The sequence below is a fragment of the Pseudomonas sp. genome (assembly GCF_049300855.1).
Classification (GTDB): domain Bacteria; phylum Pseudomonadota; class Gammaproteobacteria; order Pseudomonadales; family Pseudomonadaceae; genus Aquipseudomonas.
This window is the reverse complement of sequence record NZ_JBAQKH010000052.1, coordinates 83217-97735: the sequence shown is the minus strand read 5'-3', so window position 1 is coordinate 97735 and position 14519 is coordinate 83217. Positions and strand designations below refer to the sequence as shown.

The 14519-nt window shown below is 60.6% G+C and carries 16 protein-coding genes; 15 read left to right on the top strand and 1 reads right to left on the bottom strand.

Annotated elements, in window-relative coordinates; all coding sequences use genetic code 11:
- Positions 1-7 precede the first annotated feature (7 nt).
- The 15 genes from ccoO (WA225_RS25075) to hemN all read left to right on the top strand — a co-directional run bounded on the left by ccoO (WA225_RS25075) (position 8) and on the right by hemN (position 13997).
- Positions 8-616: a cytochrome-c oxidase, cbb3-type subunit II gene (ccoO, locus tag WA225_RS25075; RefSeq protein ID WP_008082031.1), complete on the top strand. Its 609-nt coding sequence runs from the start codon at positions 8-10 to the stop codon at positions 614-616.
- Between the two features lie 3 nt (positions 617-619).
- Entirely contained in the window at positions 620-817 is a 198-nt protein-coding gene (locus tag WA225_RS25070; protein ID WP_008082033.1) for a cbb3-type cytochrome oxidase subunit 3, read from the top strand.
- Positions 814-1767, top strand: a complete 954-nt coding sequence (ccoP, locus tag WA225_RS25065; protein ID WP_422610076.1) for a cytochrome-c oxidase, cbb3-type subunit III — start codon at positions 814-816, stop codon at positions 1765-1767. The genes WA225_RS25070 and ccoP (WA225_RS25065) overlap by 4 nt, the downstream gene beginning before the upstream one ends.
- A 481-nt stretch (positions 1768-2248) precedes the next feature.
- On the top strand, positions 2249-3691 hold the full coding sequence (ccoN, locus tag WA225_RS25060) for a cytochrome-c oxidase, cbb3-type subunit I (protein WP_129391558.1): 1443 nt from the start codon (positions 2249-2251) through the stop codon (positions 3689-3691).
- A complete protein-coding gene (gene ccoO / locus WA225_RS25055) occupies positions 3691-4299 on the top strand; it encodes a cytochrome-c oxidase, cbb3-type subunit II (RefSeq protein ID WP_285416368.1) in 609 nt (202 codons plus the stop codon). Before ccoN ends, ccoO (WA225_RS25055) begins: the two co-directional genes overlap by 1 nt.
- A 5-nt stretch (positions 4300-4304) precedes the next feature.
- Positions 4305-4490: a CcoQ/FixQ family Cbb3-type cytochrome c oxidase assembly chaperone gene (locus tag WA225_RS25050; protein WP_003175465.1), complete on the top strand. Its 186-nt coding sequence runs from the start codon at positions 4305-4307 to the stop codon at positions 4488-4490.
- Positions 4487-5470 (top strand): cytochrome-c oxidase, cbb3-type subunit III, encoded by a 984-nt coding sequence (gene ccoP, locus WA225_RS25045; RefSeq protein WP_422610075.1) that lies wholly within the window; start codon positions 4487-4489, stop codon positions 5468-5470. Before WA225_RS25050 ends, ccoP (WA225_RS25045) begins: the two co-directional genes overlap by 4 nt.
- Before the next feature lie 509 nt (positions 5471-5979).
- Positions 5980-6234: a type II toxin-antitoxin system Phd/YefM family antitoxin gene (locus WA225_RS25040; RefSeq protein WP_422610095.1), complete on the top strand. Its 255-nt coding sequence runs from the start codon at positions 5980-5982 to the stop codon at positions 6232-6234.
- Positions 6234-6653, top strand: coding sequence for a type II toxin-antitoxin system VapC family toxin (locus WA225_RS25035; RefSeq protein WP_422610074.1), 420 nt, complete (start codon positions 6234-6236; stop codon positions 6651-6653). Before WA225_RS25040 ends, WA225_RS25035 begins: the two co-directional genes overlap by 1 nt.
- 296 nt (positions 6654-6949) lie before the next feature.
- Positions 6950-8365, top strand: coding sequence for a cytochrome c oxidase accessory protein CcoG (ccoG, locus tag WA225_RS25030; protein WP_422610073.1), 1416 nt, complete (start codon positions 6950-6952; stop codon positions 8363-8365).
- An 11-nt stretch (positions 8366-8376) separates the two neighbouring features.
- On the top strand, positions 8377-8916 hold the full coding sequence (locus WA225_RS25025) for a FixH family protein (protein WP_422610072.1): 540 nt from the start codon (positions 8377-8379) through the stop codon (positions 8914-8916).
- Between the two features lie 135 nt (positions 8917-9051).
- Positions 9052-11502 (top strand): heavy metal translocating P-type ATPase, encoded by a 2451-nt coding sequence (locus WA225_RS25020; RefSeq protein WP_422610071.1) that lies wholly within the window; start codon positions 9052-9054, stop codon positions 11500-11502.
- Positions 11503-11526: 24 nt separating this feature from the next.
- Positions 11527-11739 carry a cbb3-type cytochrome oxidase assembly protein CcoS gene (gene ccoS, locus WA225_RS25015; protein WP_422610070.1) on the top strand — a complete coding sequence of 71 codons (213 nt, stop codon included), beginning with the start codon at positions 11527-11529 and terminating at the stop codon, positions 11737-11739.
- Positions 11732-12415 carry a sulfite exporter TauE/SafE family protein gene (locus WA225_RS25010; protein WP_064116888.1) on the top strand — a complete coding sequence of 228 codons (684 nt, stop codon included), beginning with the start codon at positions 11732-11734 and terminating at the stop codon, positions 12413-12415. Before ccoS ends, WA225_RS25010 begins: the two co-directional genes overlap by 8 nt.
- Positions 12416-12614: 199 nt before the next feature.
- The gene (gene hemN, locus WA225_RS25005; protein ID WP_422610069.1) at positions 12615-13997 is read left to right on the top strand and encodes an oxygen-independent coproporphyrinogen III oxidase; all 1383 of its coding nucleotides are present in this window, start codon (positions 12615-12617) and stop codon (positions 13995-13997) included.
- Here the strand turns inward: hemN and WA225_RS25000 are convergent.
- Positions 13994-14476: a hypothetical protein gene (locus tag WA225_RS25000; RefSeq protein ID WP_422610068.1), complete on the bottom strand. Its 483-nt coding sequence runs from the start codon at positions 14474-14476 to the stop codon at positions 13994-13996. The two genes, hemN and WA225_RS25000, sit on opposite strands and share 4 nt — an antisense overlap.
- Positions 14477-14519 lie beyond the last annotated feature (43 nt).

Below are 14519 nucleotides of genomic sequence, written 5' to 3'. Positions count from 1 at the left end.
GTCCACCATGAAACACGAAACGATTGAAAAGAACGTCGGCCTGTTGATGTTGCTCATGGTCTTTGCCGTGAGCATCGGCGGCCTGACCCAGATCGTCCCGCTGTTCTTCCAGGACGTCACCAACAAACCGGTGGAAGGCATGAAGCCCTACACCGCGCTGCAACTGGAAGGTCGCGACATCTATATCCGCGAAGGCTGCGTCGGTTGTCACTCGCAGATGATCCGCCCGTTCCGCGCCGAAACCGAACGCTACGGGCACTACTCGGTGGCCGGTGAAAGCGTCTGGGATCACCCGTTCCTCTGGGGTTCGAAACGTACCGGGCCGGATCTCGCCCGGGTCGGCGCGCGTTACTCGGATGACTGGCACCGCGCGCACTTGTACAACCCGCGCAACGTCGTACCGGAATCGAAAATGCCGGCCTATCCGTGGCTGGTCACGCAAGCGGTCGACAGCAGCCACACCGAAACCAAGCTCAAAGTCATGCGCACCCTCGGCGTGCCGTACACCGACGACGACATCAGCGGCGCGGTGGCCAGCCTCAAGGGCAAGACCGAAATGGACGCGCTCGTCTCCTACCTGCAAGTGCTCGGCACTGCGATCAAGAGCAAGAGGTGAGCCATGGTCATTGAAATGAGTGCAGGCCTGATTCGTGGCCTCGGCACGGTCGTGGTGTTCGTCGCCTTCGTCGGCCTGACCTTGTGGGTGTTCAACCGCAAGCGCACCCCGGAGTTCGCCGAAGCACGTCTGCTGCCGTTCGCTGATGAACCGCAAGCCGAAACAACCCAAGCAAATGAGACAAGGAGTACCCGGCCATGACCACCTTCTGGAGTACGTGGATCTGCGTACTGACCATCGGCAGCCTGATCGGCCTGACGTGGCTGCTGATCGGCACGCGCCGGGGCGAAACCAAGGGGAGCGTCGACCAGACCATGGGCCACAGCTTCGACGGCATTGAGGAGTACGACAACCCGCTGCCGCAGTGGTGGTTCATGCTGTTCGCCGGCACGCTGGTGTTTTCCGTGGGCTATCTGATCCTCTATCCGGGCCTGGGCAACTGGAAAGGCATCCTGCCGGGTTACGAGGATGGCTGGACCGGCGTGCACGAGTGGGAAAAGGAGATGAACAAGGCCGACGCCAAATTCGGGCCGATCTTCGCCAAGTTCGCCGCCATGCCGCTGGAAGAAGTGGCAAAGGACCCGCAGGCGCTGAAAATGGGCGGTCGCCTGTTCGCCTCCAACTGCTCGGTATGCCACGGCTCTGACGCCAAAGGCGCGTTCGGTTTCCCTAACCTCGCCGACAGTGACTGGCGCTGGGGCGGCGACGCCGACACCATCAAGACCACCATCATGGCTGGCCGGATGGCGGCGATGCCGGCCTGGGGCGAAGTGTTGGGCGAGGCCGGGGTGAAGAACGTTGCCGCTTATGTGCGTCATGAACTGGCCGGTCTGCCATTGCCCGCCGATAACAAGGCTGACCTGCAAGCGGGACAGCAAGCGTTCAGCACCACCTGCGTAGCCTGTCATGGGGCAACCGGCCACGGCACTGAAGCCATGGGGGCGCCGAATCTGACGCACCCGGCCGGGTTTATCTATGGCACCAGCCTGACCCAACTCGAGCAGACCATTCGCCATGGTCGTCAGGGTCATATGCCGGCGCAGAACGAGCTGTTGGGTAACGATAAAGTGCAATTGCTGGCCGCTTATGTGTACAGCCTTTCGCACGGATTGAATACAGAAAAACTGATTACTGAAGACAACAAACAGTAATCATTGCATACACCTCTGCCGCACCGTTCTCGGTGCGGCAGCATCCCGCCCCTTTGCGACGCATTGTCGCACCCCTTAACACCCTCACCTTTCGGTTCCCCGGATTCGGGTCTACGCTTGCTCGATGCGGACTGGCCCGTGCCGGTTCCAGGTCGACCCCGAGCGATGTGTTCGATGAATTGGCTGACAGACTCGCCGCAAAGGCCGGTAGATACCGGCTGTCGCGCCGATTGCCATTCATCAGCCGAACTGGCCGTTCGAACATACCTCGTTACAAGCGACCTGAACCCCTCGCTTTTTTCGTCCGCTGCGACATTTTGTCCGAGGCCAATTTTGTCCTTACGCGGCGCATGGAAAGGCCGCAGAATCAGCGTTGGAAAGCATTGACCCAGGTCATGGCGCGTTGCAATGACCCCCTGCTCTCTGCATACTTGCGGCCGATTTTAATCCTAATAAAACACCCAAACCGTGGAACCTTAGAATGAGCACAGCAATCAGTCCGACTGCTTATAACTATAAGGTAGTCCGCCAGTTCGCCATCATGACGGTGGTCTGGGGGATCCTTGGCATGGGGCTTGGTGTCTTCATCGCCTCGCAACTGGTTTGGCCGGAGTTGAACTTCGGTCTGCCGTGGACGAGCTTTGGACGCCTGCGCCCGTTGCACACAAACCTGGTGATTTTCGCCTTCGGTGGTTGTGCACTGTTTGCCACTTCCTACTATGTCGTGCAGCGAACCTGCCAGACGCGACTGATTTCCGACAGCCTCGCCGCCTTCACCTTCTGGGGCTGGCAAGCGGTGATCGTCGGCGCGATCATTACCTTGCCGCTGGGTTACACCACCACCAAGGAATACGCGGAACTGGAATGGCCACTGGCTATTTTGCTGGCGATTGTCTGGGTCACCTACGGTCTGGTGTTCTTCGGCACCATCACCAAGCGTAAAACCAAGCACATCTATGTCGGTAACTGGTTCTACGGCGCGTTCATCGTCGTGACCGCGATGCTGCACATCGTCAACCACGCATCCCTGCCGGTGAGCTTCTTCAAGTCCTACTCGGCTTACGCCGGTGCGACCGACGCGATGATCCAGTGGTGGTACGGCCACAACGCGGTGGGCTTCTTCCTGACCACCGGTTTCCTCGGGATGATGTACTACTTCGTGCCGAAACAGGCCGAACGTCCGATCTACTCCTATCGTCTGTCGATCGTGCACTTCTGGGCCCTGATCACCCTGTACATCTGGGCCGGCCCGCACCACTTGCACTACACCGCACTGCCGGACTGGGCCCAATCGCTGGGCATGGCGATGTCGATCATTCTTCTGGCACCAAGCTGGGGCGGCATGATCAACGGCATGATGACCCTCTCGGGCGCCTGGCATAAGCTGCGCACCGACCCGATCCTGCGCTTCCTCGTGGTGTCGCTGGCGTTCTACGGCATGTCGACCTTCGAAGGGCCGATGATGGCGATCAAGACCGTCAACTCGCTCTCGCACTACACCGACTGGACCATCGGCCACGTACACGCCGGCGCGCTCGGCTGGGTCGCGATGATCTCGATCGGCGCGATCTACCACATGATTCCGAAACTGTTCGGCCGTGCGCAGATGCACAGTGTCGGCCTGATCAACGCGCACTTCTGGCTCGCGACCATCGGCACCGTGCTGTACATCGCGTCGATGTGGGTCAACGGCATCACTCAGGGCCTGATGTGGCGTGCGATCAACGACGACGGCACCCTCACCTACTCGTTCGTTGAAGCGCTGCAAGCCAGCCACCCGGGTTACATCGTGCGCGCCCTGGGCGGTGCTTTCTTCGCCAGCGGCATGTTCCTGATGGCTTACAACGTCTGGCGCACCGTGCGCGCCTCGAACCCGGCTGAAGCCGAAGCCGCTGCCCAGATCGCTGTCGTTGGAGCTCACTGATGAAGCATGAAGCTGTCGAGAAGAATATTGGCCTGCTGGCCTTCTTCATGGTCATCGCCGTCAGCGTTGGCGGCCTGACCCAAATCGTTCCGCTGTTTTTCCAGGATGTCACCAACAAGCCGGTCGAAGGCATGAAGCCGCGCACCGCCCTTGAGCTGGAAGGCCGCGACGTCTACATCGCCAACGGTTGTGTCGGCTGCCACTCGCAGATGATCCGTCCGTTCCGCGCTGAAACCGAACGCTATGGCCACTACTCGGTCGCCGGTGAAAGCGTCTGGGATCACCCGTTCCTGTGGGGTTCCAAGCGTACCGGCCCGGACCTGGCCCGTGTCGGCGGTCGTTACTCCGATGACTGGCACCGTGCGCACTTGTACAACCCGCGCAACGTGGTGCCTGAGTCGAAAATGCCGGCTTACCCGTTCCTCGTGGAAAACAAGCTCGACGGCAAAGACACCGCCAAGAAAATGGAAGTGTTGCGCACGCTCGGCGTCCCTTACACCGACGAAGACATCGCCGGTGCAAAAGATGCCGTGAAGGGCAAAACCGAAATGGACGCGCTGGTGGCCTATCTGCAAGGCCTGGGCACCATCATCAAAAGCAAACGGTGAATTAGATGGATATCGGGATGATTCGTGGCCTGGGCACCGTTGTTGTGATGGTGGCCTTCATCGGTCTGGCCTTGTGGGTGTTCAGCCCCAAGCGCAAGTCGGAGTTTGAAGACGCGACCTTGTTGCCTTTTGCGGATGATCCCGAAGCCATCAAGCACGTCGAGCAAGCTTCTAGGAGTAACAAAGAATGACTACATTCTGGAGTCTGTACGTCACAGTCCTCAGTCTCGGTACGATCTTCGCCCTGACCTGGCTGCTGCTGTCGACCCGCAAGGGCCAGCGCAGCGAACAGACGGACGAGACGGTCGGGCACTCCTTCGACGGGATCGAGGAGTACGACAATCCACTGCCGAAATGGTGGTTCATGCTGTTCGTTGGCACGATCATTTTTGCTTTGGGCTACCTGGTGCTGTACCCGGGCCTGGGCAACTGGAAAGGCCTGCTGCCGGGTTATAACTACCTCGATAACGACAAGCAGACCGCGTTCGCCAACGGCAAGACCGGCTGGACCGGCGTGCACGAATGGGAAAAGGAAATGGCCCGTTCGGACGCCAAGTTCGGTCCGATCTTCGCCAAGTTCGCGGCGATGCCAATCGAAGAAGTCGCCAAGGATCCGCAAGCACTGAAAATGGGTGGCCGTCTGTTTGCCTCCAACTGCTCGGTGTGCCACGGTTCCGACGCCAAGGGTGCATACGGTTTCCCGAACCTGACCGACGCCGACTGGCGCTGGGGCGGTGAGCCGGAAACCATCAAGACCACCATCATGGGCGGTCGTCACGCGGTGATGCCGGCCTGGGCTGAAGTGATCGGTGAGCAAGGCGTTGCCGACGTCGCGGCCTTCGTCGTGACCAAACTCGATGGCCGCAAACTGCCGGAAGACACCAAGGCTGATCCGGAAAACGGCGGCAAACTGTTCGCCGCCAACTGCGTGGCTTGCCACGGTCCGGAAGGCAAAGGCACCCCCGCCATGGGCGCGCCGAACCTGACCCACCCGGGCGCGTTCATCTACGGTTCGAGCTTCGCCCAACTGCAGCAGACCATCCGTTACGGCCGTCAGGGCCAGATGCCGGCGCAGGAGCAACTGCAAGGCAACGATAAGGTTCACCTGTTGGCGGCGTACGTTTACAGCCTGTCCCACGGTGAAAAAGCACCGCAAGCGAACGCCGAATAAGGCCAACGCTTGAAGCAAAAAAAGGCCCCGCCAATGTAGATTGGCGGGGCCTTTTTGCATGCTGGCATTCATGCCTTGCGACATTTGCTCGATAGACCTGAACAGCAGTGCCCTGTAGGTTTTTCCAAACCCGATGACCGCATCGGGGCAACCTTCAAGGATGAAGCCTACATGTCAAAGAACGACGAAAACACACTGCCGCATCAAACTCAGCCGTGCTCTGACAAAGCGCCTGTGCAACCCGAACAATCAACCTCACAAAGCACTTTGGACGGTCCAGGCAACGGTGGTGGGCTGGACGGCCTCGGCGGCGGCAGATTGCCCCGATAGCAGGCAGCAACATACACCGAATATTCCAACCTCCAGCGCCCTCGCCCTCTGGCGGAGGCTCTTGCGCCGGTGCCGTTATGACAGTGATAAACCGATCGTCCGCAATCCACTTTTCCGATTGCCGGGAAACCGCCAAAATAGTAACGTTTCTACACCAGAATCTCCGGAGGCCGAACATGATGGCCATCACGACCATTTCCAGCCGCGAATTCAACCAGGACACCAGTGCAGCCAAAAAAGCCGCGCATCAAGGCCCGGTCATCATTACCGATCGTGGCAAACCTGCCCATGTACTGCTGAGCATCGAGGCGTACCAGAAACTGACCGGCAGCCAGACCAGCATCGTCGACCTGCTGGTCATGCCGAATGCGCATGACATCGAATTCGAAACAGAGCGCGCAATCATCACCCCTCGCAGCGTGGACCTGTCTTGATGTTTCTACTTGATACCAATGTCGTTTCCGAGCTGCGAAAACCCCAGGCCGACAAGCAGGTGGTGACCTGGGCAAACAGCGTCGCCCCGGCCAGCCTGTATTTATCGGCAATCACTGTGCTGGAGTTGGAAACCGGCATTTTGCGTATCGAACGCCGTGACCCGCCACAAGGCGGGATGCTGCGTCACTGGCTCGAGCGTCACGTCAAACCCGCATTCTCGGGAAGAATTCTCTCGGTCGACACCGCCGTCGCCACCCGATGTGCGCAGTTGCATGTGCCTGATCGCAGCAATGAATGCGACGCCTTGATTGCCGCCACCGCACTGGTCCATGGGCTGACCTTGGTTACCCGTAACGTGGCGGACTTTCAACTCAGCGGCGTTCCGCTGATCAATCCATGGATCGCGGCCAATAACTGATCGTAAAAAGCCCCGCCAGATCACTGACGGGGCTTTTTGATGATGGCGAGCCCCAGCGCGCTGAGCAACCCTGGATTAGCCCTCAGGCCAAAACCGTCCATACTCAACAAGTCAATTGACCTGCATCAGGCTTTGCTGCATTCGCTACACCATTCAGGTTTTTAACCCAACGCGACCAAAGGTCGCACCCTTGAGCCAGAGCGACCGGCGTATCATTGCGCCACTGCAATGACCCTTTTTGACCTTGGTTGGCACGTATCGACCGAGGCATTTTTCCACTGCCGTGGGATGCAATGATGAGCAACCAGATTCCGGTACACGACGTTACACCACCGAGCAAAAACGCGAACAACAGCGTTGATCTTTACGCCTCACGAGAAAAAATCTACACCCGCGCTTTCACCGGCCTGTTCCGCAATCTGCGGATGATGGGCGGCGCCGCCTTGTTCCTGCTGTATTTCGGCACGGTGTGGCTGAACTGGGGCGGCCATCAGGCCGTGTGGTGGAACCTGCCCGAGCGCAAGTTCTTCATCTTCGGCGCGACCTTCTGGCCGCAGGATTTCATTCTGCTCTCAGGCCTGTTGATCATTGCCGCGTTCGGCCTGTTCTTCATCACGGTTTACGCGGGCCGCGTCTGGTGTGGTTACACCTGTCCGCAAAGTGTGTGGACGTGGATTTTCATGTGGTGCGAGAAGGTCACCGAAGGCGACCGCAACCAGCGTATCAAGCTCGACAAGGCGCCGATGAGCGCCAACAAGTTCGCCCGTAAAATCGCTAAACACGCGCTGTGGCTGTTGATCGGTTTTGTCACCGGCATGACCTTCGTCGGCTACTTCTCGCCGATCCGCGAACTGGTCTTCGAATTCTTCACCGGCCAGGCTGATGGCTGGTCGTACTTCTGGGTCGGTTTCTTCACCCTCGCCACCTACGGCAACGCTGGTTGGCTGCGCGAGCAGGTGTGCATTTACATGTGTCCGTATGCGCGCTTCCAGAGCGTGATGTTCGACAAGGACACGCTGATTGTTTCCTACGACCCGCGTCGCGGTGAAAGCCGTGGCCCGCGCAAGAAAGGCGTGGACTACAAGGCGCAGGGGCTGGGCGATTGCATCGACTGCACCATGTGCGTGCAGGTCTGCCCGACCGGCATCGACATCCGTGACGGCCTGCAGATCGAATGCATCGGCTGCGCCGCATGCATCGACGCCTGCGACAGCATCATGGACAAAATGGATTACCCTCGCGGGCTGATCAGCTACACCACCGAGCACAACCTGTCGGGACAGAAAACCCATAAACTGCGCCCGCGCCTGATCGGCTATGCGGTGGTGTTGCTGGCGATGATCAGCCTGCTGGTTACCGCGTTCGTCATGCGTTCGCTGGTCGGTTTCGACGTCAGCAAGGACCGTGTGCTGTACCGCGAAAACGCCGAAGGCCGGATCGAAAACGTCTACAGCCTGAAGATCATGAACAAGGACCAACGCGACCACACCTATGTGCTGGAAGCCGCCGGTTTGCCGGACCTGCGCCTGCAAGGCAAGCGCGAGATCAAAGTTGCTGCCGGCGACATCGTCAGCATGCCGGTCGAGTTGTCGAGCGCTCCGGAACAATTGCCATCGAGCACCAACGAGGTGAAATTCATCCTTAAGGATGCCGATGACGACAGCGTCCACGTTGAAGCCAAGAGCCGATTCATCGGCCCACAAATCCGTTGAGAGAACTGAACATGCCCGCAGCAAACGCCGCAAGTCCCTGGTACAAGCACCTTTGGCCATGGATCATCATCGGGATTCTGGCCTGTTCGGTGACCCTGACCCTGTCGATGGTGACCATCGCGGTGAACAACCCGGACAACCTGGTCAACGACAACTATTACGAGGCGGGCAAGGGCATCAACCGTTCGCTGGACCGTGAACTGCTGGCGCAGAATCTGAAGATGCGTGCGGCTGTGCATCTGGATGACGTGACCGGTGAAGTCGATTTGCGTTTGAGCGGAGATAGTCAGCCGAAGACCCTGGAACTGAACCTGATCTCGCCGACGCAACCGGAGAAGGATCGCAAAGTCGTCCTGAGCCGCAGCGAAAGCGAAACCGGCCGTTACATCGGTCAGTTGAACGACAAGGTTGAAGGTCGCCGCTTTGTGGAATTGCTCGGCAGTCAGGATGACCATGTGTGGCGCATGTTCGAAGAAGAGTTGGTCAGCCATGACAAGGATCTGCTGCTCGGTGATGAGCCGCTGCAAGGCGCCGAAGATCTGAAGAAGTAAGCCAGACTCTGATCGTTCCCACGCTCTGCGTGGGAACGCAGCCAGGGACGCTCCGCGTCCCAGCCGAAGCGGACGCGGAGCGTCCGGGGAGGCATTCCCACGCGGAGCGTGGGAACGATCATCGGAACGCGTGCCATGACCACCCCACTCCCCTGCTACCACTGCGCCCTGCCCGTCCCGTCCGGCAGCCGCTTCACCGCTGTCGTGCTCGGGGAGTCCCGCGAGTTCTGCTGCCCGGGCTGTCAGGCCGTGGCCGAAGCCATCGTTGCCGGCGGACTGGAAAGCTATTACCAACACCGCAGCGAAGCCTCGGCCAACCCTGAAGCGCTGCCGGTGCAACTGGTCGATGAGTTGGCGCTGTACGACCGCGCCGATGTCCAGCAACCCTTCGTCCGCCATGAAGGCGACCTGGCCGAGACCACCCTGCTGATGGAAGGCATCAGTTGTGCCGCCTGCGGCTGGCTGATCGAGAAACACTTGCGCACGTTGCCCGCCGTGGCCGAGGCGCGCCTGAACCTGTCCAACCATCGCTTGCACGTGAGCTGGGCCGATGCGCAATTACCGCTCAGCCAGATCCTCGCCGAACTGCGCCACATCGGTTACGCCGCCCACCCGTATCAGGCCGACCGCGCCAGCGAACAACTGGCCAGCGAAAACCGCCTCGCCCTGCGCCAGCTCGGCGTGGCCGGGCTGCTGTGGTTCCAGGCGATGATGGCGACCATGGCGACGTGGCCGGAATTCAACATCGACCTCAGCCCCGAGTTGCACACAATCCTGCGCTGGGTCGCGCTGTTTCTGACCACACCGATCGTGTTCTACAGCTGCGCGCCGTTCTTCAAAGGGGCGATGCGCGATCTGCGCACGCGCCACCTGACCATGGACGTCTCGGTGTCGCTGGCGATCGGCAGCGCCTACATCGCCGGGATCTGGACCTCGATTACCGGCGTCGGCGAGTTGTATTTCGACGCGGTCGGCATGTTTGCGCTGTTCCTGCTCGCCGGGCGTTATCTGGAGCGCCGTGCCCGCGAGCGCACCGCCGCGGCGACCGCGCAACTGGTCAATCTGCTGCCGGCCTCGTGCCTGCGGCTCGACGGCAGCGGCCAAAGCGAACGCATCCTGCTCAGCGAATTGCGCCTGGGTGATCAAATCCTCGTGCAACCGGGTTCGATCCTGCCGGCAGACGGCAAGATCATCGACGGCCAGTCGAGCATCGACGAATCGTTGCTGACCGGTGAATATCTGCCGCAACCGCGCACGCTCGGCGATGCAGTGACCGCCGGCACCCTCAACGTCGAAGGCGCCTTGACCGTTGAAGTGCTGGCGCTGGGGCAAGACACCCGATTGTCCGCCATCGTCCGCCTGCTCGACCGCGCCCAGGCGGAGAAACCGCGACTGGCGGAAATCGCCGACCGTGCCGCGCAATGGTTCCTGCTGTTGTCGTTGATCGCCGCGGCGGCCATCGGCCTGTTGTGGTGGGAACTGGATGCGTCGCGGGCGTTCTGGATCGTCCTCGCCATGCTCGTCGCGACCTGCCCGTGCGCGCTGTCGCTGGCGACGCCGACCGCGCTCACCGCGGCCACCGGCACCCTGCACAAACTCGGTCTGTTGTTGACGCGCGGGCATGTGCTGGAAGGTCTGAACCAGATCGACACAGTGATTTTCGACAAGACCGGCACCCTCACCGAAGGCCGCTTGGTACTGCGCTCGATCCGCCCGCTCGGCGTACTCGACAGCGACCAGTGCCTGAGCCTCGCCGCTGCGCTGGAAAACCGCTCGGAGCACCCGATTGCCCGTGCGTTCGGCCGAGCGCCGCTGGCCGCGGAAGAAGTCCACAGCACACCCGGGCTTGGCCTTGAAGGTTTGGTGGGCGAGCAGCGGTTGCGCATTGGCCAGGCAGAATTCGTCTGCGCCCTCAGTGGCGCGGCTGTGCCTGCGATGCCCAATGAGGCGGGCCAATGGCTGCTGCTCGCGGACGAAAAAGGCGCGCTGGCGTGGTTCGTTCTCGACGACCGCTTGCGTGACGACGCTCCTGCGCTGCTCGCCGCCTGCAAGGCACGCGGCTGGCGCACATTGCTGCTGTCCGGCGACAGCTCACCGATGGTCGCCAGTGTCGCGGCGGAACTGGGCATCGACGAGGCCCGTGGCGGCTTGCGCCCGGACGACAAACTGCAAGTCCTGCAACAGCTGCACAAGGAAGGTCGCAAGGTGCTGATGCTCGGCGACGGCGTTAATGACGTGCCAGTGCTGGCGGCGGCTGACATCAGCGTGGCCATGGGCTCGGCCACTGATCTGGCGAAAACCAGCGCCGACGCGGTGCTGCTGTCTAATCGCCTCGACGCCTTGGTTCAAGCCTTTACACTCGCGCGCCGCACCCGCCGGGTAATCATCGAGAACCTGCTGTGGGCCGCGCTGTACAATGGCCTCATGTTGCCGTTCGCCGCCCTCGGCTGGATCACTCCGGTATGGGCCGCTGTCGGCATGTCGATCAGTTCGTTGACCGTGGTGCTCAATGCCTTGCGCCTGACTCGCCTGCCGAGCCCGGCGCCCGCCACCCCCCGGTCAGAAACCCGTCCGCTGCCGGCCTGAGCCGCACGGACGCCTGGAGTACAGATGCCAGCTCTCTACGTGATGATCCCGGCCGCCCTGCTGATCGTGGCCATCGCCGTGTACATCTTTTTCTGGGCGGTGGACAGCGGTCAGTACGACGACCTCGACGGCCCGGCTCACAGCATTCTGTTCGACGATCAGGACCCGAATCACACCGCTGCGGTGGACGAAGCCAACGCGAACAAAGCGGACGACAAGGCCCCCCCTCATGCTTGAACTGGCGCCGCTGTTGGTGTCTGCACTGATTCTCGGTTTGCTCGGTGGCGGGCATTGCCTGGGCATGTGCGGCGGCTTGATGGGCGCGCTGACCCTGGCGATTCCCAAGGAGCAACGCAGTCGACGATTTAGATTGTTGCTGGCGTATAACCTTGGGCGGATTCTCAGTTATGCCACGGCGGGCTTGTTGATCGGTCTGGCCGGATGGGCTGTCGCCAACAGTCCGGCCGCGCTGTTCATGCGCGTGCTGGCTGGATTGCTACTGATCGCCATGGGTTTGTATCTGGCCGGCTGGTGGAGCGGGCTGACGCGCATCGAAAGTCTTGGACGCGGTTTGTGGCGCTACATTCAGCCGGTGGCCAATCGCTTGCTGCCAGTGTCGAGTGTGCCGCGCGCGTTATTGCTCGGTGCATTGTGGGGCTGGCTGCCGTGCGGGTTGGTTTACAGCACGTTGCTGTGGTCGGCGAGCCAGGGCAATGCGCTGGACAGTGCGTTATTGATGCTCGCGTTCGGCCTCGGCACCTGGCCGGTGTTGCTGGCCACGGGCCTTGCGGCAGAACGCGTCACCGCCATTCTGCGCAAACGCAGCGTGCGCATGGCTGGCGGGTTGTTGGTAATCCTTTTCGGCATCTGGACTTTGCCGGGACCGCATCAGCATTGGTTGATGGGCCATTAGATCGGCGGCGCGGCGTTCGCGAGCAAGCTCGCTCCCACAGGGGATTTGAGGCGTACACAAAATCTGTGGGAGCGAGCTTGCTCGCGAAGAAGCCTGCATGATCAACACACCTCCTCCCCCGTTGATGCAAATCAACAGCCCCATCGCCGCCCCCCGATAGACTCGCTCACACTGCCAGCCTATCCGGGGGAATGCCCGCATGCTCGACGCCATTCGTTGGGACTCTGATCTGATCCGCCGCTACGACCTGGCGGGGCCGCGCTACACCTCGTATCCGACGGCCGTGCAATTTCACAGTCAGGTCGGCACGTTCGATCTGTTCCACGCCTTGCGCGACAGCCGCAAGGCCCTGCGCCCGTTGTCGCTTTACGTGCATGTGCCGTTCTGCGCGAACATTTGCTACTACTGCGCCTGCAACAAAGTCATCACCAAGGATCGCGGTCGCGCGCTGCCGTACTTGCAGCGGCTGGAGCAGGAAATCCAGTTGATCGCCTGCCACCTCGACCCGGCGCAGAAGGTCGAACAACTGCACTTCGGTGGCGGCACGCCGACCTTTCTCAGCCACGACGAACTGCGCCAGTTGATGGCGCACCTGCGTAAACACTTCAATCTGCTCGACGACGATTCCGGCGATTACGGCATCGAAATCGACCCGCGTGAAGCCGACTGGTCGACCATGGGTCTGCTGCGCGAATTGGGTTTCAATCGGGTCAGTATCGGCCTGCAAGACCTCGACCCGGCGGTGCAGCGCGCGGTCAATCGCCTGCAAAGTCTGGAAGAAACCCGCGCGGTGATCGACGCCGCGCGCACCCTGCAGTTTCGCTCGATCAATATCGACCTGATCTATGGCTTGCCGAAGCAGACCCCGGACAACTTCGCCCGCACCGTCGAGGAAGTCATCAGCCTGCAACCGGACCGGCTCTCGGTGTTCAACTACGCGCACTTGCCGGAACGCTTCATGCCGCAGCGCCGGATCAACGCCCATGATTTGCCGAGCCCGGCGCAGAAACTGGAAATGCTCCAGCGCACCATCGAGCAGCTGACCGCCGCCGGTTACCGTTACATCGGCATGGACCACTTCGCCCTGCCCGACGATGAGTTGGCGATTGCTCAGGAAGAACAAACCCTGCAACGCAACTTCCAGGGCTACACCACGCACGGTCATTGCGACTTGATTGGTCTGGGGGTTTCGGCGATCAGTCAGATCGGTGACCTGTACTGCCAGAACAGCAGTGACCTCAGCCAATACCAGAACACGCTTGCCGCCGCGCAACTGGCGACCAGTCGGGGCCTGGTGTGCAATGCCGATGATCGTCTGCGCCGGGCCGTGATTCAGCAACTGATCTGCAATTTCAGCCTGGAGTTCGCCGAGATCGAGCAGCAGTTCAACATCGATTTTCAGGGTTATTTCGGTGCGCTATGGCCGCAACTGCAAGGCATGGCCGCCGATGGCCTGATTGAGCTCGATCGCGAGCGGATCGCGGTATCGCCGGCGGGACGCCTGTTGGTGCGTTCGGTGTGCATGGTGTTCGATGCGTACCTGGAACAGCAGAACCGCCAGCGCTTTTCGCGGGTGATTTAGTTTTTCATCAGCAGCGAGCCGACTTTCATATTCTGATCCGCGGTCAGTCCCGACTGCCCGACCACTTTGGACAGGGCAAGATTGGCCGTGATCAGCCCCGTGTTCAACGCGGCGATGGCGCCGCGCAGGCTGGCAACCTTGATGATTTTTTCTTCGCTGGAAAGGCGTTTGTCAGCCATCACCGCTTCGATGAGCGCCTTTTTCTCGGCGATCTCTTTTTGCAATTTGCGGATCATCTTCAGCAATTGCTGGATGTTCTCCGGCAAACCGCTTTCTTCGATATCGCGATTATCGCCGCCAGCGCCGGCGGATTTCTCGATCGATGCACCGGACAGCGACACTTTGACGCCCTCGACCAAGGTCGGGGTTGCCTCTTCGCTCGAAGCCGGGTCGCGGGCATTGCCCGACGCAGTTTTAAACGTTTCCGGCACTGCCGCAACGTCGCTGTTACCGGGGCCCAGCGTGCCGATGGTGGCCATCGATTGGTTCCTTGTACGCACTTTGATACTTGTTTATCGGCTG